A 21847-nucleotide genomic window follows, 5' to 3' on the forward strand; every position below is an offset into this window, starting at 1 on the left:
TTTAATTAGGCTCTTAGTGACTTTTATATTATAGAAAAAGTAGAACTAAAAAGCATCAAGCTAAAAAGCACAGCAAATCGATTAGTTAGAGATATTAATCGAAGTTGGCGATCACTGAAAGATCGAAAATTAGAAGAAGGAGGTGCAGATGATGCCAACAATTAACCAGTTAGTTCGTAAAAGTAGAAAAGACTTAGTTAAAAAGTCTACTGCTCCAGCATTACAGAAGGGGTATAACTCATTAAACAAAAAAACAACTGACGCAAGTTCTCCACAGAAAAGAGGAGTTTGTACTTCAGTTAAAACAGTTACTCCTAAAAAACCAAACTCAGCCCTAAGAAAGGTTGCCAGAGTTAGATTAACAAACGGTATAGAAGTTTCTGCTTATATACCAGGTGAAGGACACAACTTACAGGAGCACTCAGTTGTTCTTATAAGAGGTGGAAGAGTTAAGGACTTACCAGGGGTTAGATACCACATACTAAGAGGTACACTAGATACTGCAGGTGTAGACAAGAGAAGACAGTCTAGATCTAAGTACGGTGCTAAGAGACCTAAAGCTGGTAAATAATAAGATCTGTTACGCTTAAAAGATAACAAACCGAAAATCGAAGAAAAAGTGATTAAGTAATATAGTTAGGTGCTTTAAATATAGATATATTTATGGCATCACGGCTGACTTTTCGATGTCGAGTACCTATGATTTAAATTTTAATAATTAAGGAGGGAAGCGAAATGCCAAGAAAAGGTAACGTTCCAAAGAGAGAAGTATTACCAGATCCAATATACGGAAGTAAGGTAGTTACTAAATTAATAAACAATTTAATGTTAGACGGAAAAAGAGGTAAATCTCAGAAAATAGTATACGATGCATTCGAGTTAATAGCTGAAAGAACAGGAGAAGACGCTTTAGAAGTTTTCGAAAAAGCTATGGACAATATAATGCCAGTATTAGAAGTTAAAGCTAGAAGAGTTGGTGGAGCTAACTATCAGGTTCCAATAGAAGTTAGACCAGACAGAAGACAGACTCTAGGTCTAAGATGGTTAGTAAGATACACTAGAGCTCGTGGAGAAAAAGGAATGGTTGAAAAGCTAGCTAAAGAAATAATGGACGCAGCTAACAACACAGGAGCTTCAGTTAAGAAGAAAGAAGATACTCACAAAATGGCAGAAGCTAACAAAGCATTTGCTCACTACAGATGGTAGGATGCTGAGTATTCGGTAATATAGGAAACAGGAAATCTTCCAATTAATTTGATACCATATAAGGAGGAACAAGATGACTAGAGAATTTCCTTTAGAAAAAACTAGAAATATCGGTATAATGGCCCATATAGACGCAGGAAAAACTACTACTACAGAGAGAATCCTTTTCTATACTGGGAAAACTCATAAAATAGGAGAAACTCACGAGGGAGCTTCTCAGATGGACTGGATGGAGCAGGAAAAAGAGAGAGGTATCACAATAACATCTGCAGCCACTACAGCTACTTGGAAAGGTTACAGAATAAACGTTATAGATACTCCAGGACACGTCGACTTCACAGTTGAGGTTGAAAGATCTCTAAGAGTTCTTGACGGTTCAGTTGCTGTATTCTGTGCGAAAGGTGGGGTTGAACCTCAGTCTGAGAACGTATGGAGACAGGCAGAAACTTACGGAGTACCTAGAATAGCATTCATAAACAAAATGGATATACTAGGTGCAAACTTCTACAATGCAGTAGATATGATGAAAACTAGATTAAGTGCAAATGCAGTTCCAATGCAGTTACCAATAGGTAAAGAAGATGATTTCGTTGGTATAATAGACCTTGTAAAAATGGACGCTATAATATACAAAGACGATAAAGGTACTGTAATGGAAGAAACTGAAATACCTGAAGAAATGAAAGAATTAGCTCAGGAGTGGAGAGAAAAACTAGTTGAAGCTGTAGCTGAAACTGACGAAGAGTTAATGATGAAATATCTTGAAGGTGAAGAATTAACAGTTGAAGAAATAAAAACTGCAGTAAGAAAAGCTACAATAGCATGTGAAATGAACCCTGTATTCTGTGGTACTGCTTACAGAAACAAAGGTGTTCAGCCTCTAATAGATGCTGTTATAGATTATCTTCCAGCTCCAACTGATATACCAGCTATAAAAGGTGTATTAGAAAACGGAGAAGAAGATGAAAGACATGCTTCTGACGATGAGCCATTCTCAGCATTAGCATTCAAAATAATGACTGACCCATTCGTTGGAAAACTTGCATTCTTCAGAGTTTACTCAGGTACTCTTGAATCAGGTTCTTATGTATTAAATGCAACTAAGAACAAGAGAGAGAGAATCGGACGTATACTTCAGATGCATGCAAACACAAGAACTGAAATAACTAATGTTTATGCAGGAGATATAGCTGCAGCAGTTGGTCTAAAAGATACAACTACTGGAGATACATTATGTGATCCTGCACATCCAATAATACTTGAATCTATGGAATTCCCAGAGCCAGTTATATCTGTTGCTATAGAGCCAGCTTCTAAAGCAGCTCAGGAAAAAATGGGTATAGCTCTTCAGAAACTTGCTGAAGAAGACCCAACTTTCACAGTTAGAACTGACGAAGAAACTGGACAGACTATAATATCAGGAATGGGTGAATTACACCTTGACATAATAGTTGACAGACTTCTAAGAGAATTCAAGGTTGAAGCTAAAGTTGGTAACCCTCAGGTTGCTTACAGAGAAACAATAACTCAGCCAGTTGATGTTGAATACAAATATCAGAAACAGTCAGGTGGTAGAGGTCAGTACGGACACGTTAAGATCAGAGTTACTCCAACTGAGCCAGGTGAAGGATACAAATTCGAAAACAAAACTGTTGGTGGATCTGTACCTAAGGAATATGTTGGACCAACTGACATGGGTATACAGGGAGCTATGCAGTCTGGTATAGTTGCAGGATATCCAGTTGTTGACGTTGCAGTTGAGTTATACGATGGATCTTACCATGAAGTCGACTCTTCAGAAATGGCGTTCAAAATGGCAGGTTCTATGGCGTTCAAGAAAGCTATGCAGCAGGGTAACGCAGTATTACTTGAGCCATACTTCAAAGTTGAAGTTGTTACTCCAGAAGACTACATGGGAGATGTAATGGGTGACTTAAACTCAAGAAGAGGTCTAATACAGGGTATGGAAGCAAGAAGTGGTGCTCAGGTTATAAACGCATTTGTTCCACTTTCTGAAATGTTCGGATACTCAACTGACCTAAGATCTATGACTCAGGGTCGTGCTACTTACACTATGATATTCGACCACTATGAGCAGGTTCCAGCAGGAGTTGCTAAGAAAATAGTAGAAGGTAGATAATAATATTATCTCAAAATAAATGTGAAAAATCGGGCGGGGCTTTCCGCCCGGATAAAATAAATAATATTATTCAGGGAGGATTTTAAAATGGCAAAAGCTAAATTTGAAAGAAATAAACCTCATGTTAATATAGGTACTATAGGACACGTTGACCACGGTAAAACTACATTAACAGCAGCAATAACAAAAACATTATTCGACAGATATCAGTTAGGAGAAGCAGTAGACTTCGCTAACATAGATAAAGCACCAGAAGAGAGAGAAAGAGGAATCACAATATCAACAGCACACGTTGAGTACGAAACTCCAAACAGACACTACGCACACGTTGACTGCCCAGGACACGCAGACTACGTTAAGAACATGATAACAGGAGCAGCTCAGATGGACGGTGCGATACTAGTTGTATCAGCAACAGATGGACCAATGCCACAGACAAGAGAGCACATACTTCTATCAAGACAGGTTGGTGTACCATACATAGTAGTATTCCTAAACAAATGTGATATGGTAGACGACGAAGAGCTTCTTGAATTAGTTGAAATGGAAGTAAGAGAATTATTAAACGAGTATGAATTCCCAGGAGATGACACTCCAATAGTAAGAGGATCAGCATTAAAAGCATTAGAAGATCCATCAAGCGAGTGGGGAGATAAAATAGTAGAATTCTTCGAAATGATAGACGAATACATACCAGCTCCAGAGAGAGATGTAGACAAAGACTTCCTAATGCCAGTAGAGGACGTATTCTCTATAACAGGTAGAGGAACAGTTGCAACAGGAAGAGTTGAAAGAGGAGTACTAAAAGTACAGGACGAAGTTGAACTAGTAGGACTTTCAGACGAGCCAAGAAAAGTAGTAGTAACAGGAGTAGAGATGTTCAGAAAACTACTAGATCAGGCAGAAGCAGGAGACAACATAGGAGCACTTCTAAGAGGTGTACAGAGAAACGAAATAGAAAGAGGACAGGTATTAGCTAAGCCGGGAACAGTAAACGCACACACTAAGTTCACAGCTGAGATATACGTTCTTAAGAAAGAAGAGGGAGGAAGACACACTCCATTCTTCGATGGATACAGACCACAGTTCTACTTCAGAACAACAGACGTAACAGGAGAATGTAAATTACCAGAAGGAATAGAAATGGTAATGCCAGGAGACAACGTAACAATAGAAGTTGACTTAATAAACTCTATATGTGTAGAGGAAGGATTAAGATTCGCCATAAGAGAAGGTGGAAGAACAGTAGCTTCTGGAGTTGTTGCATCTATAATAGAATAATAACTCAGACACATAGATCAAGAGAGAGACTTTTAGGAGTCTCTCTTTTTTTACAGAATTTTACGAAATTATTCTTTTTTGTTGACATGTATACAAAAACACGATATACTAAGGAAAGTGCTTCTGATGATTGGAAAAACAACGAAAAAACTTAAAAATAAAATCAAAAAAAGCTTGAAATCAATGCCGATATGATGTAAAATATACTAGTGTGCTTGAGAGATATATTTTGTTAGAATTCTGGCTGAACGTTGCGAAATGCTGGTTCTGAAGTAAGAACACACCCGGAACAGTGTATCGGATGCGACGGAATATCAGAATTATGATAAATATTTGCAGAAGGAGGGAAAACAAGATGGCTAAGAATGAAAAAATAAGAATAAGATTAAAATCATATGATCACAAATTATTAGATTTCTCTGCTGGTAAAATAGTAGAAACTGCTAAAAAAGCTGGTTCTCAGGTTTCAGGTCCTGTACCTCTACCAACAGAAAAACAGATAGTTACTATATTAAGAGCTGTACATAAATATAAAGATTCTAGAGAACAGTTCGAAATAAGAACTCATAAGAGACTTATAGATATAGCTAACCCAACACCAAAAACAGTTGACTCATTAATGAGATTAGACTTACCAGCTGGTGTTGATATAGAAATAAAATTATAAGAAGCCGCCTAAGATAGAGATATCTTAGAATGATTACTCCGCATGGAGCAATCCGCTGTAAGAAAATAGGAGGTTAACGATGAAAGGTATATTAGGAAGAAAAGTTGGAATGACTCAGATATTCACTGAAGACGGTGTAGTAATACCAGTTACAGTTGTTGAGGCAGGTCCAGTTGTTGTAACTCAGGTTAAAACAGTAGAAAATGATGGTTACAATGCTATACAGGTAGGATTTGGAGATGCTAAAGAAAAATCTCTAAACAAACCACAGAAAGGACATTTAGCAGCAGCTAACGTTCTTAAAAAACACTTAAAAGAATTCAGAGTAGAAAACGCTGCAGAATATACAGTTGGACAGGAAATAAAAGCTGATATATTTGAAGCAGGTGAAAAAATAGATGTTACTGGAATATCTAAAGGTAAAGGATTCCAGGGTCCAATAAAAAGACACGGACAGTCAAGAGGACCAGAATCTCACGGTTCTAGATACCACAGAAGACCAGGTTCAATGGGAGCTTGTTCTTACCCAGGTAGAGTATTCAAAAACAAAAAACTTGCAGGACACATGGGTAGCGTAAAAGTTACTATACAGAATCTTGATTTAGTAAGAATAGACGCTGACAAAAATCTTGTATTAGTTAAAGGTGCTATACCAGGAGCTAAAGGATCAATAGTAACAATAAAAGAAGCAATAAAGGCTTCTAAATAATTACTAAGAGAGGAAAGGAGGAATAACAATGCCAAAGATTAATGTAATGAACGTTCAGGGACAGAATGTTGGTGAAATAGAATTATGTGATTCTATATTCAACGTTGAAGTTAACTCACATGTGCTTTACGAAGCTGTTAAGTGTCAGTTAGCAAATAGAAGACAGGGTACTCAGTCAGCTAAAACTAGAGCAGAAGTTAGAGGTGGCGGAAGAAAACCTTGGAAACAGAAAGGAACAGGTAGAGCTAGACAGGGTTCTACAAGATCTGTACAGTGGGTTGGTGGAGGAGTTGCCTTCGCACCAAAACCAAGAAGCTACAAATATACTTTACCTAAAAAAGTAAGAAGATTAGCTATGAAATGTGCTTTATCATCAAAAGTACAGAACAACGAAATAATAGTATTAGATGCATTAAACATGGATGCTCCTAAAACTAAAGAATTCGCAGCTATATTAAACAACATAAAAGCTTCTAAAAAAGCTTTAGTAGTTATGGCTGACAAAAACGAAAATGTAATAAAATCAGCAAGAAACATAGAAGGTGTTCAGACTTCTCTAGTTAACACTTTAAATGTATACGATATATTAAACCATGACACATTTGTAATAACTACAGATGCTGTTAAGAAAGTGGAGGAGGTGTACGCGTAATGACTAATCCACATGACGTTATAATAAGACCAGTTGTTACTGAAAGAAGTATGACTGAAATGGCTAACAAGAAATATACTTTTGTTGTTGATAAAAAAGCAAACAAAACTGAAATAAAGAAAGCTGTAGAAGCTATATTCGACGTTAAAGTTGAAAAAGTTAATACACTAAACTATGATGGAAAAGTAAAAAGAATGGGTAGAACTCAGGGAAGAACTGCTAGCTTCAAAAAAGCTGTTGTTAAGTTAACAGAAGGAAGCAAGGATATAGAATTCTTCCAGGGAATGTAATATCCTGAATTAATTAAGGAGGAAATCGAGAATGGCTATTAAAAAGTTTAAACCTACTTCTCCTGCCTTAAGACAGATGACAGTTTTAGTTTCTGATGAAATAACTACTAACTCTCCAGAGAAATCTCTTTTAGTTAACTTAAAGAAAAACTCTGGTAGAAATGCTCACGGTAGAATAACTGTACGTCACAGAGGTGGAGGACAGAAAAGAAAATATAGATTAATAGATTTCAAAAGAAATAAAGACGGAATACCAGCAAAAGTTGCTACAATAGAATACGATCCAAACAGAACTGCAAATATAGCTCTATTACACTATGCAGATGGTGAAAAGAGATACATACTTGCTCCAGTTGGAATAAAAGTTGGAGATACTCTATTATCAGGAAAAGATGCTGATATAAAACCAGGTAACTGCTTACAGTTAAAAGATATGCCAGTTGGTACAATGGTACACAACATAGAGTTAAAACCAGGAAAAGGTGGACAGCTAGTAAGATCTGCCGGAGTTTCAGCTCAGTTAATGGCTAAAGAAGGAAAATACGCTTTATTAAGATTACCATCAGGTGAGATGAGATACGTAAGTGTTGAATGTAAAGCTACAATAGGACAGGTTGGTAATGTAGAACACGGTAACGTTGTTATAGGTAAAGCTGGTAGAACTAGACACATGGGTATAAGACCTACTGTTAGAGGTTCTGTCATGAACCCTAATGACCATCCACACGGAGGAGGAGAAGGTAGAGCTCCAATAGGTAGACCTACACCAGTTACTCCATGGGGTAAACCTGCTCTTGGATACAAAACTAGAAAGAAAAACAAAGCTTCAGATAAATTAATAGTTTCAAGAAGAACTAAGTAGTAATCGTTAATAGATTTATTTATTCGGAAAGGAGGATCATAAATGTCAAGATCAACTAAAAAAGGACCTTTCGTGCATAAGGGTCTATTAAAGAAAGTAGAAGCTATGAACGCTAGCGGAAATAAAGAAGTTATAAAAACTTGGTCAAGAACTTCTACAATATTCCCACAGTTCGTTGAAAATACAATAGCTGTACATGATGGAAGAAAACACGTTCCAGTTTATATAACAGAAGATATGGTTGGACACAAATTAGGAGAATTCGTTCCAACAAGAACTTTCAAAGGACATAAAGACGACGAGAAATCAAATAAAAGAAAATAATTATACTGTTGAAAGGAGGACCACGTAATGGAAGCAAGAGCTACTGCTAAATATGTACGTGTTTCAGCAAGAAAAGCAGGACAGATATGCGATCTTGTTAGAGGAAAAAATGTTAATGAAGCTTTAGCAATATTAAAGTTCACTCCTAGAGAGGCAGCTTCAATAATAGAAAAAGTTGTAAAATCAGCTAAAGCGAATGCAGAAAATAACTACGAAATGGATTCAGATAAGTTATATATAGCATCAATAGTTGCTAACCAGGGGCCAACAATGAAGAGATATATGCCTAGAGCTCAGGGTCGTGCATGCGAAATAAGAAAAAGAACATCTCACATAGAAGTTGTACTTAAAGAAAAATAAGAGAAGGAGGTACAGTAATGGGTCAGAAAGTTAATCCACACGGACTTAGAGTCGGTGTTATAAAAGATTGGGACTCAAGATGGTTTACTAATGATAGCAAAGAGTTCGGAAGCTTCTTATTAGAAGACCACAATATCCGTAAATTTTTAAAGAAAAAATTATACACAGCTGGTGTTGCTAAAATAGAAATAGAAAGATCAGCAAACAAAGTTAAAATAGATTTACATGTTGCTAAGCCAGGAGTTGTTATAGGTAGAGCAGGTTCTGAAATAGAAGCATTAAAAGCTGAATTAGAAAAATTAACTAAGAAAAACGTAATAGTTAACATAGTTGAAGTTAAGAATGTAGATAGAGATGCTCAGTTAGTTGCTGAAAACATAGCAGCTGCTATAGAGAGAAGGGTTGCATTCAGAAGAGCTATGAAACAGGCTATACAGAGAGCTATGAAATCAGGAGCTAAAGGTATAAAAGTTGCTGCTTCTGGTAGATTAGGTGGAGCTGAGATGGCTAGAACTGAAGGATACAGTGAAGGAAATGTACCTCTACAGACATTAAGATCTGATATAGAGTACGGATTCGCTGAAGCTGATACTACATACGGAAAAATAGGTATAAAAGTTTGGATGTGTAACGGAGAAGTTCTTCCAACTAAAGGTGGTATCGGAGTAGATCCAAGAGAAGAAAGAAGAAACGATAACAGAAGAAACAGAAAAGATAACAGAAGAAATAACAGAAGAGGAAATGATAGAGGAAGAGGAAACAGACCTCAGGGATCAAGACCTCAGAGAACTGAAAATAAAGAAAACTAATTAAAAGGTTCAGAGGAAGGGAGGAAACAAACTCATGTTAATGCCAAAGAGAGTAAAACGTCGTAGAGTTCACAGAGGAAACATGTCTGGGAAAGCTAACAAAGGTAACACAGTAACATACGGAGATTTCGGTCTTGTTGCTATGGAGCCATCTTGGATAACATCAAATCAGATAGAAGCAGCCAGAGTTGCGATGACAAGATACATGAAAAGAGGGGGAAAAGTTTGGATAAAAATATTCCCTCACAAACCAATAACTAGAAAACCAGCTGAGACTCGTATGGGTGCCGGTAAAGGTTCACCAGAATACTGGGTAGCAGTTGTTAAACCAGGTAGAGTAATGTTCGAAATAGGTGGAGGAATAGCAGAAGAAAAAGCTAGAGAAGCTATGAGACTTGCTGCAAACAAACTACCTATCAAATGTAAATTCGTAAGAAAAGAAGATCAGATAAAGGGTGGTGAATAGGATGAAAGCTAAAGAATTAAGAGAGTTAACAAGTGAACAGCTTATAGAAAAGTTAAACGAATTCAAAAGCGAATTATTTAGCTTAAGATTCCAATTAGCTACTGGTCAATTAGAAAACACAGCTAGAATAAAGTTTGTTAAAAAAGACATAGCAAAAGTTAAAACAGTTCTTGCTGAAAGAAAGTTAAACGAAGCTAGAGCATAATAATTGGAAGGAGGCTTTTTAGACATGGAAAGAGGAAGAAGAAAAGTTAGAATAGGCCGTGTTGTAAGTGATAAAATGGACAAAACAATAGTTGTTGCTGTTGAAGAGTTCGTACGTCATCCACTATACAACAAACGTGTTAAGAGAACAAAAACATTCAAAGCTCACGATGAAAACAATGTATGTAATATCGGAGATAGAGTTAAGATAATGGAAACTAGACCTTTATCAAAAGATAAGAGATTCAGATTAGTTGAAGTTGTTGAGAAGGTTAAATAGTTTTAAAAGAAGGAGGGATCACGATGATACAGCAGGAAACTCGTCTAAGAGTTGCGGACAACTCTGGTGCTAAAGAACTATTAACTATACGTGTTCTTGGCGGAAGTAAAAGAAGATATGCTAATATAGGCGACGTAGTTGTTGCTACAGTAAAAAGTGCAACACCAGGTGGAGTTGTAAAAAAAGGTAAAGTTGTTAAAGCGGTTATAGTAAGAAGTAAAAAAGGCGTAAGACGTAACGATGGAAGTTATATATCTTTCGACGAAAATGCAGCAGTTATAATAAAAGACGATAAGACTCCAGTAGGAACTCGTATATTCGGACCTGTTGCTAGAGAGTTAAGAGATAATGACTTCATGAAAATAGTTTCTCTTGCTCCAGAAGTTTTATAATAAGGAGGTGCAGTAGAGAAATGATGAGAGTTAAAAAAGGTGACACTGTTGTTGTAATAGCAGGTAAAGACAAAGGTAAAAAAGGTACAGTTCTAAGTGTAAACCCAAAAACTGACAGAGTTTTAGTTGAAGGTGTAAACATAATGACTAAACACCAGAAACCATCTGCAATGAACCAGCAGGGTGGAATAATAACTAAAGAAGCTCCTATACATATATCTAACGTAATGCCTTATGATGCAGAAGAAGGAAAAGGTGTAAGAGTTAGATTCGTAGAAAAAGACGGAGCTAAAGTAAGAGTATCAGCAAAGAGCGGAAAAGAATTATAATAATAAGCGATGAAAGGAGGGACCTTAAATGGCTTCTAGATTAGAGGAAAAATACATAAAAGAAGTTGCTCCAGCTTTAATGGAGAAATTTGAATACAAGAACGTAATGGAAATACCTAAATTAGTTAAAATAGTTATAAACATGGGTGTAGGTGACGCTAGAGAGAATCCAAAAGGATTAGAAAAAGCTGTTGAGGAGCTTGAAATGATCTCAGGTCAGAAACCAGTTATAACAAGAGCTAGAAAATCTGTTGCAAACTTCAAATTAAGAGAAGGAATGCCAATAGGTACAAAAGTAACATTAAGAAACGATAAAATGTTCTACTTCATGGATAAATTAGTTTCTGTATCTCTACCAAGAGTTAGAGACTTCAGAGGTGTAAGTGCAGATTCATTCGACGGAAGAGGAAACTATGCACTAGGAATAAAAGAGCAGCTAATATTCCCTGAAATAGAGTACGATAAAGTAGACAAAGTTAGAGGAATGGATATAATCTTCGTAACTACAGCTAAGACTGACGAAGAAGCTCGTGAATTAATAAAATTATTAGGAATGCCATTTTCTAAGTAAGCAAAGGAGGGATTCGCGTGGCTAGAAAAGCAATGGTTGTTAAACAGCAGAGAAAACAGAAATATAAAACTAGAGAATACACTAGATGTTCAATATGCGGTAGACCACATTCAGTACTTAAAGACTTCGGTATATGCCGTATATGCTTCAGAGAATTAGCTTACAAAGGTGAAATACCTGGCGTAAGAAAAGCAAGCTGGTAAGATTTGGAAAGAATGGAAGGAGGGCTATAAAAATGACTATGACAGATCCAATTGCAGATATGCTAACTCGTATAAGAAATGCGAACACAGTAAAGCATGAAACTGTTGATGTTCCCGCTTCTAATATAAAGAAAGAAATAGCTAGAATACTTCTTGAGGAAGGATTCGTAAAAGGTTATGATGTAATAGAAGATGGAAAACAGGGAATAATAAGATTACAATTAAAATATGGAGTAGAAGGCGAAAGAGTTATATCAGGACTTAAGAGAATATCTAAGCCAGGTATGAGAGTTTACAGCGCTAAGGACGAAATACCAAAAGTATTAAACGGATTAGGTATAGCTATAATATCTACTTCAAAAGGTATATTAACTGATAAAGAAGCTAGAAAAGAAAATGTTGGTGGAGAGGTAATCTGCTACGTTTGGTAATCTAACGAGAAAGTAAGGAGGTGCGACAATGTCAAGAATAGGTGTTAAACCAATAACTGTTCCTGCAGGTGTTGAAGTTACTATAGCTGAAGGTAACCTTGTTACTGTAAAAGGACCAAAAGGAACATTAACTAAGCAGTTAAGCAATGAATTAACTATAAACAGAGAAGAAAATACATTAGTTGTTACAAGACCAACTGATAACAAGAAACATAGATCTTTACACGGATTAACAAGAACTTTACTAAACAACATGATAGTTGGTGTAAGTGAAGGATTCGAAAAGAAAATGGAATTAAAAGGTGTTGGGTACAGAGCTCAGAAGAACGGTAAAAAATTAGTTATGAACCTTGGATTCTCTCATCCTGTTGAAATGGAAGATCCAGAAGGTATAACTGTTGAAGTACCAAACCAGTTAGAAATAATAGTTAAAGGTGCTGACAAGCAGTTAGTAGGAAACTACGCAGCTAAGATAAGAGCTTGGAGAAAACCAGAGCCATACAAAGGTAAAGGTATAAGATACGTTGATGAAGTAATCATACGTAAAGAAGGAAAAACTGGTAAGAAATAAGTAGGATAAAATCCTTGTTATAAACACTGGAAAGGAGTGAATCAAGTGATAAAGAAAGCAGATAAAAACGCTAAAAGAGTTCAGAGACATAAAAGAGTAAGAAGAAAAGTTTCTGGTACTGCTGCAAAACCAAGACTTTGTGTTTTCAGAAGTGCTAACAATATATATGCTCAGATAATAGATGATGTTCAGAGAGTTACATTAACTGCTGCATCTTCACTAGAAGCTGAAGTTAAAGAAGCTGTTGGACATACAGGAAACAAAGAAGCAGCTAGAAAAGTTGGAGAATTAGTTGCTAAGAAAGCTATAGAAAAAGGAATCACTGAAGTTGTTTTCGACAGAGGTGGATACATATATCACGGAAGAGTAAAAGAATTAGCAGACGGAGCTAGAGAAGCTGGTCTTAAATTCTAATTAAGAAGGAGGGAAACATACATGCTACACAGTAAACCAATAGATGCATCTGCTCTTGATTTACAGGAAAGAGTAGTTGAAGTTAGACGTGTTACTAAAGTTGTTAAAGGTGGTAGAAACTTCAGATTTGCAGCTTTAGTTGTTGTTGGAGATGAAAACGGACACGTTGGTATAGGTTCTGGAAAAGCGATGGAAGTTCCAGACGCTATAAGAAAAGCTGTAGAAGATGCTAAGAAGAACCTTATAACTGTACCAATGGTTGGTACTACTATACCTCACGAAGTAAACGGACACTTCGGAGCTGGAAAAATATTAATAATGCCTGCTGCAGAAGGTACAGGAGTTATAGCAGGGGGTCCTGCCAGAGCCGTACTTGAGTTAGCTGGATTAAAAGACGTTAGAGCTAAATCTTTAGGATCTAACAACCCAAGAAACATGGTAAACGCTACAATAGAAGGACTTAGCACTCTTAAGACTGCTGAAGAAATAGCAAGACTAAGAGGCAAAAAAGTTGAAGAATTATTAGGGTAAGGAGGTAGTGAATAATGGCTAAATTACAGATAAAATTAGTTAGAAGTACAATAGGAACTACTCCTAACCAGAAGAAAAATGTTCAGGCGTTAGGATTAAGAAAAAGAGAACAGGTAGTTATAAAAGAAGATAACCCTCAGATGAGAGGTATGATAAGAAAAGTTTCTCACTTAGTAGAAGTAACAGAAATAGCTGAATAATAAAAAGACGGAAATTGAAGGAGGTGCAACATTCCATGAAATTACACGAATTAAAACCTGCTAAAGGTGCTGTAAGATCTACTAAAAGATTAGGTAGAGGTACTGCAACTGGTCAGGGTAAAACTGCAGGACGTGGACAGAAAGGTCAGTGGTCTCGTTCAGGCGGAGGAGTTAGAGTAGGATTCGAAGGTGGACAGATGCCACTTGCAAGAAGACTGCCTAAGAGAGGATTCACTAACATATTCGCTAAAGAATATACAGAAGTAAACGTTAAAGATCTTAACAGATTTGAAAACGGAACTGAAATAACTGCAGAGTTATTAAAATCTACAAAAGTTATAAGCAAAATAGCTAAAGACGGAATAAAAATACTTGGTGAAGGTGAATTAGAAAAAGCTTTAACAGTTAAAGCTGCAAAATTCACAGCTTCAGCTCAGGAAAAAATAGAAAAGGCTGGAGGTAAGGCAGAGTTAGTATAATAACCTGCTGAACTCCAGTTAAAGTACAAGCGGGGTGGTTAAAGCGTGCTTTCACAGATAAAACAGGCTTGGAAACTTAAAGAAGTAAGAAAAAAACTTTTGTATACTTTCATGATGATTATTGTGTTCCGTATAGGTTCTACAATACCAGTTCCGGGAATAGATACACGGATAATACAGCAGATGGTAAGCGGAAACAATCTATTATCTCTGTATAATATGTTTACCGGTGGAGCATTCAGTAACTTCACTCTATTTGCTCTAGGAATAGGGCCTTACATTACGGCATCAATCATAATACAGCTTCTTACAGTCGGATTTGAAAGTCTGAAGGAACTTCAGAAATCAGGAGAAGAAGGTAAGAAGAAAGTTGATAAATACACAAGATTTACAGCACTTGCACTTGCGGTTGTTCAGGCTGTTGGTATAACACTGGGAATAGTAAGAAGTGCGCTTAAATCAGATAGTGTATTTTTTATCGCGACTGTGATAATTACACTTGTATCAGCAAGTATGCTGGTTATGTGGATAGGCGATAAAATTACTGAAAAAGGATTAGGAAATGGTAGTTCAGTCATAATATTCGTGGGAATAATTTCCAGAATACCAGTAGACGGAATTGCAATAGCACAGCAGGTACAGTCAGGAACTACTCCTATATGGGCTGTGGCTCTTCTTGTGGTTGTTATACTAGTCACTGTATTAGGTGTAACATTCATTCAGGAAGCAACAAGAAAAATACCTGTTCAGTATGCCAAAAGAGTGGTTGGAAGAAAAATGTATGGGGGACAGAGTTCTCACATACCTATGAAAGTCAATCAGTCAGGTGTTATGCCGATAATATTCGCAAGTTCAATACTTGCTATGCCTCAGACTGTAGCAATGTTTATGGGATCTGATGCACAGCAGTTTGTACAGCAGTATCTAAGCGGTGCAACAGAACAGGGATTCTGGATATACAGATCAATAGAAATACTTCTTATAATATTCTTCTCATATTTCTATACAACTATATCTTTCAATGTTGAAGATATAACTAAGAATATGAAGAACGGTGGAGGATTTATACCGGGAATAAGACCTGGAAAACCTACTGAAGATTATCTTGGAAGAATATTATCAAGACTTACTCTTGCCGGAGCGGCTTTCCTTGGTGTTATAGCCATGATACCGGCGCTAATAACTCATTACCTGTCACTTCCAATGAGTTTAGCAGGAACTTCACTTCTAATAGTTGTCGGAGTTGCTCTTGAACTTAAGAGACAGTTAGAATCAAATCTTGTAATGAGAAATTATCAGGGATTTTTAAAATAAATCAAATTGGAGATGAATGATATGAGAATAATATTACTTGGACCTCCAGGGGCAGGTAAAGGTACTCAGGCAGCAAACATAGTGGAAAAATATGCTATACCTCATATATCTACTGGAGATATATTCAGAAAGAATATAAAAGAAGGAACAGAACTTGGTAAGAAAGCAAAAGAATACATGGATCAGGGACTTTTAGTTCCAGATGAATTAACATGTGGACTTGTTGCTGACAGAATCTCTCAGGATGACTGTAAAAACGGATTTATGCTTGATGGATTCCCAAGAAATATAGCACAGGCTGAACAGCTTGATAAATACCTATCTGAAGCAGGAACTAAACTTGATAAGATAGTAAATATAGAAGTTGACAAAAGCATACTTGTAGGAAGAGCAGTAGGAAGAAGAATCTGTAAGTCATGCGGAGCCACTTTCCACGTGGAATTCAACCCAACTAAAGTTGAAGGAATCTGTGACAAGTGTGGAGCAGAGCTTCATCAGAGAGCAGATGACAATGAAGAAACTGTTTCAAAAAGAATACAGGTTTATCTAGACGAAACTAAACCTCTTGTTGGATACTACAACAAACAGGGAATAGTAGCTGACATAAATGGTGATCAGGCAATAGAAAAAGTATTTGCCGATATAGTTGACGCTTTAGGTGAATAATGATTATTTTAAAAACCGATAATCAGATAAATCTAATGAGAGAAGCCGGAAAAATAGTGGCGGATACTCATGAAGTTTTAAAAAAGGCTATCGTTCCGGGAATATCTACAAAAGAATTAGATATGATAGCCGAAAAAAATATCAGAAAGTATAATGCAGTACCTTCATTCAAAGGTTATGGCGGATTTCCGGCAAGCATATGCGCCTCTATAAATGAAGAGGTTGTACACGGAATACCCGGCAAAAAGATCCTGAAAGAAGGAGACATTATAAGTATAGATATAGGAGCCTATTATAAAGGATATCATGGTGACGCTGCAAAGACACATGCCGTTGGTGTGATATCTGAAGAAGATAGGAAACTGATAGAAGTAACAAGACAAAGCTTCTATGAAGGAATAAAATTTGCGAAGGTTGGATACAGACTTTCGGATATATCGCATGCGATACAAGCACACATACAAAGTAACAATTTATCAGTAGTCAGGTCATATGCAGGTCATGGAGTTGGACGTAAACTCCATGAACGGCCTGAAATACTGAATTATGGCCAGCCAGGTAAAGGACCAAGACTTAAAGAAGGAATGGTACTTGCAATAGAGCCTATGGTAAATGCCGGTACACATAGAGTGTTTACACTGGGAGATGGCTGGACCGCTGTAACTGCGGATCGAAAAAAATCAGCTCATTATGAGCATACGATAGCAATTACTGGAGATGAACCTCTGATTTTAACAGAGATTTAATCAAAGGCAGGTGAAAAAAATGCTATCATATCAGTTGGATATAGGACAGGTCGTAACAGCCTGCGCCGGAAGAGATGAAGGTAAACTGTTCTTTATAATAAATATAATAGACAGTCAATACGTTCACATAGCTGACGGAAAGAGCAGAAAAGTAGACAGTCCAAAACTGAAGAAGGTTAAGCATCTTAAAAAACTGAACATTATAAATGACAGTGTAAGAGCCAAAATACTGTCAGGAGAAAATGTTACAGATTCATTTTTAAGAGCGGAACTTAAGAAGCTGAATAAATAATCAAGACAGCTGAAATGGAGGTTTGGTTAATTAATGGCCAAAAAAGATGTTATAGAATTAGAAGGTACAGTTGTAGAGAGCTTACCTAATGCAATGTTTAAAGTTAAACTAGAAAATGGACATGAGATATTATGTCACATTTCAGGAAAGCTAAGAATGAACTTCATAAGAATTCTTGAAGGAGATAAGGTAAATGTTGAACTTTCACCTTATGATCTTACAAGAGGAAGAATCACTTGGCGTAAAAAGTAGACTACTTTTTAGTCTGAGGAGGGATAAATAATGAAGGTTAGACCATCAGTAAAACCAATGTGTGAAAAATGTAAAGTTATAAAAAGAAAAGGTAAAGTAATGGTTATATGTGAAAACCCTAAACACAAACAGAAACAGGGCTAAAAAATAAAATTATTACTAGAAATTTGTTGCCGTATATAGTATAATAGTATACTGTGATGTTAACGACGGCGTTGAAATATCGATAACTTATAAGAGACGGAAAATAAATTGAAAACTATGCGTAGGAGGTGCAATATGGCAAGAATAGCTGGGGTAGACTTACCTAGAGAAAAAAGAGCAGAAATAGGCTTAACTTATATATATGGTATAGGTAAAGCGACTTCTAATGAAATATTAGCTAAAGCCGGGATAAATCCAGATACAAGAATAAAAGATTTATCTGAAGATGAAGTTAATGAATTAAGAAAAATAATAGACGAAGACTTCTTAGTTGAAGGTGACTTAAGAAGAGAAATAGCTTTAAATATAAAGAGACTTAGAGATATAAAATGCTACAGAGGAATGAGACACATAAAAGGTCTTCCATGTAGAGGACAGAGAACTAAGACTAACGCTAGAACTAGAAAAGGTCCTAGAAAAACTGTATCTCGTAAGAAGAAAAAATAATTAGTTAAGTGATATACAAACAAATATAAAGGAGGGAAACAGGAAAAATGGCAAAAGCTAAAAAGAAAGTAACACGTATCAGAAGAAAAGAACGTAAAAACATAGAACGTGGACATGCACATATACAGTCTACATTTAACAATACAATAGTAACTCTAACTGACGTTCACGGAAACGCAATATCTTGGGCGTCTTCAGGACAGTTAGGATTTAAAGGATCAAGAAAAGCGACTCCATTCGCATCTCAGATGGCAGCTGAAACAGCTGCAAAAGCTGCAATGGAACACGGTTTAAAAACTGTTGAAGTATTCGTAAAAGGACCAGGTTCTGGTAGAGAAGCTGCAATAAGAGCTTTACAGGCTACAGGTCTAGAAGTAACTATGATAAAAGACGTTACTCCAATACCACACAACGGATGTAGACCACCAAAAAGAAGAAGAGTGTAATTTTATTAATTGATAACAGTGAAATTTTAACGATAAAACTAATGAGAAAGGACTCAGGAGGTGTAATTTAATGGCAAGATATACAGGTGCATCATGCAGACAGTGCCGTAGAGAAGGAATGAAATTATTCCTTAAAGGTGACAGATGCTATACAGATAAATGTGCTCTAGATAAGAGAAACTATGCTCCAGGTCAGCACGGACAGGCTAGAAAGAAAGTTTCTAACTACGGAGAGCAGTTAAGAGAAAAACAGAAAGTTAAGAGAATATACGGAGTACTAGAAACTCAGTTCAGAAACTTATATGAAAGAGCTGAAAAAATGCAGGGTAAAACAGGTGCTAATCTATTAAGCTTACTTGAAAGAAGATTAGACAACGTTGTTTACAGAATGGGATTAGCTGCATCTAGAAAAGAAGCTAGACAGTTAGTAACTCACGCTCACTTTACTTTAAACGGAAAGAAAGTTGATATACCATCATTAACAGTTAACGTTGGTGACGTTATAGCAGTTAAAGAAACTTCTAAATCATCAGCTAAATTCAAAGCTTTAGTTGAAAACAACACTAGAATATCTCCAAACTGGTTAGAAACTAACCTTGACGAAATGTCAGCAAAAGTAGTTTCTCTTCCAACAAGAGAAGATATAGATCTTGAAATAGCTGAACACTTAATTATAGAGCTTTACTCTAAGTAATAAGCAGATCTTTAACTTAATAACTTATATTAAATTAAAATTTTGTTTACCCTCAGTGGATTACTAAATTTTAAGGAGGGTTTTATCCATGATAGAAATAGAAAAGCCGAAGGTAGATATAATAGAACTTAGCGAAGATTACAGATATGGTAAATTCGTAGTTGAACCTCTTGAAAGAGGATACGGAATAACTATAGGAAATGCGTTAAGAAGAATACTGTTATCTTCTTTACCAGGAGTAGCTGTTAACGCTGTTAAAATAGAGGGTGTTCTTCATGAATTCTCTACTGTTCCAGGTGTAAAAGAAGACGTAACAGAAATGATATTAACATTAAAAGAGCTTTCAGCTACTATTGATGGTGAAGGAAGCAGAACACTTAAAATAGAAGCGGAGGGTCCTTGTGTAGTAACAGGAGCGGATATAATATGTCCATCAGATGTTGAAATAATAAACAAGGATTTAAAAATAGCTACGCTAGATGAAGGTTCTAAGCTTAATATGGATATTTATGTTGACAAAGGCAGAGGATATGTTCCTGCTGAAGAAAACAAAACAGAAAACATGCCAATAGGTGTACTACCTGTTGACTCAATATATACTCCTGTAGAAAAAGTGAGCTATCACGTTGAAAATACAAGAGTAGGTCAGAGAACTGATTTTGATAAACTTACACTAGAAGTTTGGACAAATGGAAGCATAAATCCTCAGGAAGGTGTTTCTCTTGCTTCAAAAGTTCTTGTTGAACATCTAAAATTATTCATCGATTTAACAGCTCATGTTGGAAACGTTGAAATAATGGTAGAAAAAGAAGAAGATCAGAAAGAAAAAGTTCTTGAAATGACAATAGAAGAATTAGATTTATCAGTAAGATCATACAACTGTTTAAAAAGAGCGGGTATAAACACTGTAGAAGAACTTGCTAATAAGTCTGAAGACGATATGATGAAGGTTAGAAACCTTGGTAAAAAGTCTCTTGAAGAGGTTATCCAGAAACTTGAGGAACTTGGCCTAGGTTTAAAACCAAGCGAAGAATAATAGACTTTCGAATATATAACAATATAGACTCGAAAAGGAGGGGAAAAAATGGCAACTTACCGTAAATTAGGTCGTGAAACTGCTCACAGAAACCTTATGTTAAGAAACTTAGTAACAGACCTTCTAAGAGAAGGAAGAATAGAAACAACTGTAACTAGAGCTAAAGAAACTAGAAGAATGGCTGAGAAGATGATAACTCTTGCAAAAAGAGGAGATCTTCACGCTAGAAGACAGGTTTTAGCTTACGTTCTAGATGAGACTGTTGTTAGCAACTTATTCACTGAAATAGCTCCAAAATATGCTGAGAGAAATGGTGGATACACTAGAATAATAAGAAAAGGGCCAAGAAGAGGCGACGCTGCTGAAATGGCTTTCATAGAGTTAGTATAATTGCTTATAATGCTATGGCATGCTTATTTGTATGCCATAGTTTTTTTATTAAAAAATATCTGAGGTAAACAAATTCTGATTTATATAACATAGATAATATAAAGCTAGGGTACAAGGGCTATCAAATTGATGGCTCTTTTTTTATATCTTAAATCAGAAGATTTGAAGATAAGATATTGATAATCTTCAGATGAAATTGACTTTTTATATACCGTATAGTATACTGTACGAAAAAATTATATGTGGGAGAGTGTTCAAAAATGAGAAAAATTGTGTCGATACTTATGATGGTTCTAGTTTCTGCTTTTTTATTTACAGGATGCGGTATGGGAGAGAAAATAGATTATATATCAGAAAAAACGGGAATAGACTTATCCGATGTAGAGGGAACATCGTTTAAAACTCATAGTGGTGATGATGGAAAAACTTCAAGTGTAGAGTTTGATCTTGGAGATTCTAATATAGAGTCAAAACTAGCAGATAGTTCGAGCTGGAAGAAACTTCCATTTGATGAAACTGTAGAAACTCTTTTATATGGCTCAAATAAAGACGGCAAAAAGATAGATCCGTATATTGTAGATGGAGAAGGTGAAAAACTTGTACCTGAGATATCTAAGGGATACTATATGCTTATAGACAAAAATCAGAATGGAGAGGGAAATATATTAGAGCAGGAAAAGATAAATGTAGAGATAGCTGTATACGATACGAGTGATAATAAATTATACTTCTGCAGCTTTGAAAATTAATCGGGATATAAAAAGTTCTGATTGTAAAGATTACTTATATTATCATGGCGATATATATAGAAACAGTTTAGATAAATTTTAGTAGTAAACGGAAATTTATAATAATTTTGTGCGAAAATAAAAAAGCTTTAGAGAAAATAAACTCTAGAGCTTTTATTAATTTTATGCGATTTATGGTATAATAAATCTATTATGGAATTATAGGAAAATAGTTTTGGTTAAATAAACTGATATAGATAG

At 35.9% G+C, this 21847-nt stretch carries 37 protein-coding genes; all 37 read left to right on the forward strand.

Annotated elements, in window-relative coordinates; genetic code table 11:
• Positions 1-151: 151 nt before the first annotated feature.
• The 37 genes from rpsL to EXD82_RS07535 all read left to right on the forward strand — a co-directional run bounded on the left by rpsL (position 152) and on the right by EXD82_RS07535 (position 21607).
• On the forward strand, positions 152-571 hold the full coding sequence (gene rpsL, locus EXD82_RS07355) for a 30S ribosomal protein S12 (RefSeq protein WP_142536312.1): 420 nt from the start codon (positions 152-154) through the stop codon (positions 569-571).
• 164 nt (positions 572-735) lie between these two features.
• Positions 736-1206, forward strand: a complete 471-nt coding sequence (gene rpsG / locus EXD82_RS07360) for a 30S ribosomal protein S7 (protein WP_142536273.1) — start codon at positions 736-738, stop codon at positions 1204-1206.
• A gap of 73 nt (positions 1207-1279) precedes the next feature.
• Complete coding sequence (fusA, locus tag EXD82_RS07365) at positions 1280-3346, forward strand: elongation factor G (RefSeq protein ID WP_142536274.1); 2067 nt, start codon at positions 1280-1282, stop codon at positions 3344-3346.
• An 87-nt stretch (positions 3347-3433) separates the two neighbouring features.
• Positions 3434-4627 (forward strand): elongation factor Tu, encoded by a 1194-nt coding sequence (gene tuf, locus EXD82_RS07370; RefSeq protein WP_142536264.1) that lies wholly within the window; start codon positions 3434-3436, stop codon positions 4625-4627.
• A 355-nt stretch (positions 4628-4982) separates the two neighbouring features.
• Complete coding sequence (gene rpsJ, locus EXD82_RS07375; RefSeq protein ID WP_054268679.1) at positions 4983-5294, forward strand: 30S ribosomal protein S10; 312 nt, start codon at positions 4983-4985, stop codon at positions 5292-5294.
• Between the two features lie 79 nt (positions 5295-5373).
• Positions 5374-6003, forward strand: a complete 630-nt coding sequence (gene rplC, locus EXD82_RS07380) for a 50S ribosomal protein L3 (RefSeq protein WP_142536275.1) — start codon at positions 5374-5376, stop codon at positions 6001-6003.
• 28 nt (positions 6004-6031) lie between these two features.
• The gene (gene rplD, locus EXD82_RS07385) at positions 6032-6655 is read left to right on the forward strand and encodes a 50S ribosomal protein L4 (RefSeq protein WP_142536276.1); all 624 of its coding nucleotides are present in this window, start codon (positions 6032-6034) and stop codon (positions 6653-6655) included.
• A complete protein-coding gene (gene rplW / locus EXD82_RS07390) occupies positions 6655-6945 on the forward strand; it encodes a 50S ribosomal protein L23 (RefSeq protein WP_142536277.1) in 291 nt (96 codons plus the stop codon). Before rplD ends, rplW begins: the two co-directional genes overlap by 1 nt.
• Before the next feature lie 31 nt (positions 6946-6976).
• Positions 6977-7807 (forward strand): 50S ribosomal protein L2, encoded by an 831-nt coding sequence (rplB, locus tag EXD82_RS07395; protein ID WP_142536278.1) that lies wholly within the window; start codon positions 6977-6979, stop codon positions 7805-7807.
• A 42-nt stretch (positions 7808-7849) separates the two neighbouring features.
• A complete protein-coding gene (rpsS, locus tag EXD82_RS07400) occupies positions 7850-8131 on the forward strand; it encodes a 30S ribosomal protein S19 (RefSeq protein ID WP_142536279.1) in 282 nt (93 codons plus the stop codon).
• 27 nt (positions 8132-8158) lie between these two features.
• The gene (rplV, locus tag EXD82_RS07405) at positions 8159-8491 is read left to right on the forward strand and encodes a 50S ribosomal protein L22 (protein WP_142536280.1); all 333 of its coding nucleotides are present in this window, start codon (positions 8159-8161) and stop codon (positions 8489-8491) included.
• 17 nt (positions 8492-8508) lie between these two features.
• The gene (gene rpsC / locus EXD82_RS07410) at positions 8509-9300 is read left to right on the forward strand and encodes a 30S ribosomal protein S3 (protein ID WP_142536281.1); all 792 of its coding nucleotides are present in this window, start codon (positions 8509-8511) and stop codon (positions 9298-9300) included.
• Between the two features lie 34 nt (positions 9301-9334).
• Positions 9335-9766, forward strand: a complete 432-nt coding sequence (rplP, locus tag EXD82_RS07415) for a 50S ribosomal protein L16 (RefSeq protein ID WP_142536282.1) — start codon at positions 9335-9337, stop codon at positions 9764-9766.
• 1 nt (position 9767) lies between these two features.
• Positions 9768-9971: a 50S ribosomal protein L29 gene (gene rpmC, locus EXD82_RS07420; protein WP_142536283.1), complete on the forward strand. Its 204-nt coding sequence runs from the start codon at positions 9768-9770 to the stop codon at positions 9969-9971.
• 24 nt (positions 9972-9995) lie between these two features.
• Positions 9996-10250 carry a 30S ribosomal protein S17 gene (rpsQ, locus tag EXD82_RS07425; protein ID WP_040410590.1) on the forward strand — a complete coding sequence of 85 codons (255 nt, stop codon included), beginning with the start codon at positions 9996-9998 and terminating at the stop codon, positions 10248-10250.
• Positions 10251-10273: 23 nt separating this feature from the next.
• Complete coding sequence (rplN, locus tag EXD82_RS07430) at positions 10274-10642, forward strand: 50S ribosomal protein L14 (protein ID WP_006440506.1); 369 nt, start codon at positions 10274-10276, stop codon at positions 10640-10642.
• A 23-nt stretch (positions 10643-10665) separates the two neighbouring features.
• Positions 10666-10971: a 50S ribosomal protein L24 gene (rplX, locus tag EXD82_RS07435; protein ID WP_142536313.1), complete on the forward strand. Its 306-nt coding sequence runs from the start codon at positions 10666-10668 to the stop codon at positions 10969-10971.
• Between the two features lie 28 nt (positions 10972-10999).
• Positions 11000-11542 carry a 50S ribosomal protein L5 gene (rplE, locus tag EXD82_RS07440; protein ID WP_142536284.1) on the forward strand — a complete coding sequence of 181 codons (543 nt, stop codon included), beginning with the start codon at positions 11000-11002 and terminating at the stop codon, positions 11540-11542.
• Positions 11543-11559: 17 nt separating this feature from the next.
• Entirely contained in the window at positions 11560-11745 is a 186-nt protein-coding gene (locus tag EXD82_RS07445) for a type Z 30S ribosomal protein S14 (protein WP_142536285.1), read from the forward strand.
• Between the two features lie 32 nt (positions 11746-11777).
• Positions 11778-12176, forward strand: coding sequence for a 30S ribosomal protein S8 (gene rpsH, locus EXD82_RS07450; protein ID WP_142536286.1), 399 nt, complete (start codon positions 11778-11780; stop codon positions 12174-12176).
• A 28-nt stretch (positions 12177-12204) separates the two neighbouring features.
• Positions 12205-12747 (forward strand): 50S ribosomal protein L6, encoded by a 543-nt coding sequence (rplF, locus tag EXD82_RS07455; protein WP_142536287.1) that lies wholly within the window; start codon positions 12205-12207, stop codon positions 12745-12747.
• A gap of 45 nt (positions 12748-12792) precedes the next feature.
• Complete coding sequence (gene rplR / locus EXD82_RS07460; RefSeq protein ID WP_142536288.1) at positions 12793-13161, forward strand: 50S ribosomal protein L18; 369 nt, start codon at positions 12793-12795, stop codon at positions 13159-13161.
• A 21-nt stretch (positions 13162-13182) separates the two neighbouring features.
• The gene (gene rpsE, locus EXD82_RS07465; protein WP_142536289.1) at positions 13183-13692 is read left to right on the forward strand and encodes a 30S ribosomal protein S5; all 510 of its coding nucleotides are present in this window, start codon (positions 13183-13185) and stop codon (positions 13690-13692) included.
• 14 nt (positions 13693-13706) lie between these two features.
• Positions 13707-13892: a 50S ribosomal protein L30 gene (gene rpmD / locus EXD82_RS07470; protein ID WP_142536290.1), complete on the forward strand. Its 186-nt coding sequence runs from the start codon at positions 13707-13709 to the stop codon at positions 13890-13892.
• A gap of 35 nt (positions 13893-13927) precedes the next feature.
• Positions 13928-14371 carry a 50S ribosomal protein L15 gene (rplO, locus tag EXD82_RS07475; protein WP_142536291.1) on the forward strand — a complete coding sequence of 148 codons (444 nt, stop codon included), beginning with the start codon at positions 13928-13930 and terminating at the stop codon, positions 14369-14371.
• 45 nt (positions 14372-14416) lie between these two features.
• On the forward strand, positions 14417-15685 hold the full coding sequence (gene secY / locus EXD82_RS07480; protein WP_142536292.1) for a preprotein translocase subunit SecY: 1269 nt from the start codon (positions 14417-14419) through the stop codon (positions 15683-15685).
• Between the two features lie 21 nt (positions 15686-15706).
• Positions 15707-16351, forward strand: coding sequence for an adenylate kinase (locus tag EXD82_RS07485; RefSeq protein ID WP_142536293.1), 645 nt, complete (start codon positions 15707-15709; stop codon positions 16349-16351).
• A complete protein-coding gene (gene map, locus EXD82_RS07490; RefSeq protein WP_142536294.1) occupies positions 16351-17097 on the forward strand; it encodes a type I methionyl aminopeptidase in 747 nt (248 codons plus the stop codon). Before EXD82_RS07485 ends, map begins: the two co-directional genes overlap by 1 nt.
• A gap of 19 nt (positions 17098-17116) precedes the next feature.
• Positions 17117-17389, forward strand: coding sequence for a KOW domain-containing RNA-binding protein (locus EXD82_RS07495; protein ID WP_142536295.1), 273 nt, complete (start codon positions 17117-17119; stop codon positions 17387-17389).
• A gap of 33 nt (positions 17390-17422) precedes the next feature.
• A complete protein-coding gene (gene infA, locus EXD82_RS07500) occupies positions 17423-17641 on the forward strand; it encodes a translation initiation factor IF-1 (RefSeq protein ID WP_040410592.1) in 219 nt (72 codons plus the stop codon).
• 30 nt (positions 17642-17671) lie between these two features.
• Positions 17672-17785, forward strand: coding sequence for a 50S ribosomal protein L36 (gene rpmJ, locus EXD82_RS07505; protein ID WP_017753001.1), 114 nt, complete (start codon positions 17672-17674; stop codon positions 17783-17785).
• Between the two features lie 135 nt (positions 17786-17920).
• Complete coding sequence (gene rpsM, locus EXD82_RS07510; protein ID WP_142536296.1) at positions 17921-18292, forward strand: 30S ribosomal protein S13; 372 nt, start codon at positions 17921-17923, stop codon at positions 18290-18292.
• Positions 18293-18339: 47 nt separating this feature from the next.
• Positions 18340-18738 (forward strand): 30S ribosomal protein S11, encoded by a 399-nt coding sequence (gene rpsK / locus EXD82_RS07515; RefSeq protein WP_142536297.1) that lies wholly within the window; start codon positions 18340-18342, stop codon positions 18736-18738.
• 70 nt (positions 18739-18808) lie between these two features.
• Positions 18809-19432: a 30S ribosomal protein S4 gene (gene rpsD, locus EXD82_RS07520; protein ID WP_142536298.1), complete on the forward strand. Its 624-nt coding sequence runs from the start codon at positions 18809-18811 to the stop codon at positions 19430-19432.
• An 88-nt stretch (positions 19433-19520) separates the two neighbouring features.
• Positions 19521-20468, forward strand: a complete 948-nt coding sequence (locus tag EXD82_RS07525; RefSeq protein ID WP_142536299.1) for a DNA-directed RNA polymerase subunit alpha — start codon at positions 19521-19523, stop codon at positions 20466-20468.
• A gap of 48 nt (positions 20469-20516) precedes the next feature.
• Entirely contained in the window at positions 20517-20858 is a 342-nt protein-coding gene (gene rplQ / locus EXD82_RS07530) for a 50S ribosomal protein L17 (protein WP_142536300.1), read from the forward strand.
• A 260-nt stretch (positions 20859-21118) separates the two neighbouring features.
• The gene (locus tag EXD82_RS07535) at positions 21119-21607 is read left to right on the forward strand and encodes a hypothetical protein (protein WP_142536301.1); all 489 of its coding nucleotides are present in this window, start codon (positions 21119-21121) and stop codon (positions 21605-21607) included.
• Positions 21608-21847: the final 240 nt, after the last annotated feature.

It is taken from the genome of Peptacetobacter hominis (genome assembly GCF_006861675.1).
GTDB lineage: Bacteria > Bacillota > Clostridia > Peptostreptococcales > Peptostreptococcaceae > Peptacetobacter > Peptacetobacter hominis.